Consider the following 560-nt stretch of genomic DNA (forward strand, 5'->3'; position numbering starts at 1 on the left):
GTTCGATGCGGACTTCTTCGGTATTTCGCCGCGTGAGGCGGTGGCGATGGATCCGCAGCAGCGGTTGTTGCTGGAGACGTCGTGGGAGGTGCTGGAGCGGGCGGGTGTGCCGGCGTCGTCGTTGCGGGGATCGCGCACGGGCGTCTTCGTCGGCGCCATGTCGCAGGAGTACGGTCCCCGGCTGTACGAACCCGCGCAGGGCTACGAGGGCTACCTCCTGACCGGCAACACGGCCAGCGTCATGTCCGGCCGCGTCGCGTACGCCCTGGGGCTGGAGGGGCCGGCGGTGACCGTGGACACGGCCTGTTCCTCGTCGTTGGTGGCGCTGCACCTCGCCATCCAGTCCCTGCGCAGTGGTGAATGCGATGTCGCCCTCGCGGGCGGCGTCTCCGTCATGGCTGCACCAGGCCTCTTCGTGGAGTTTTCGCAGCAGCGGGGGCTGGCGGTGGACGGCCGGTGCAAGGCGTTCTCGGACGCGGCGGACGGTACGGGCTGGGCCGAGGGTGTGGGGATGCTGCTGGTGGAGCGGTTGTCGGACGCGGTGGCGCGGGGTCATCGGG

General features: G+C 70.4%; 1 protein-coding gene. It reads left to right on the top strand.

Annotation, left to right across the window (positions count from 1 at the left end; all coding sequences use genetic code 11):
- Positions 1-560 (top strand): beta-ketoacyl synthase N-terminal-like domain-containing protein (locus tag AB4039_RS42390; RefSeq protein WP_442273330.1); only part of this gene is annotated, 560 nt, incomplete at both ends.

Source organism: Streptomyces sp. M-16 (genome assembly GCF_052114405.1).
Taxonomy (GTDB): Bacteria; Actinomycetota; Actinomycetes; order Streptomycetales; family Streptomycetaceae; genus Streptomyces.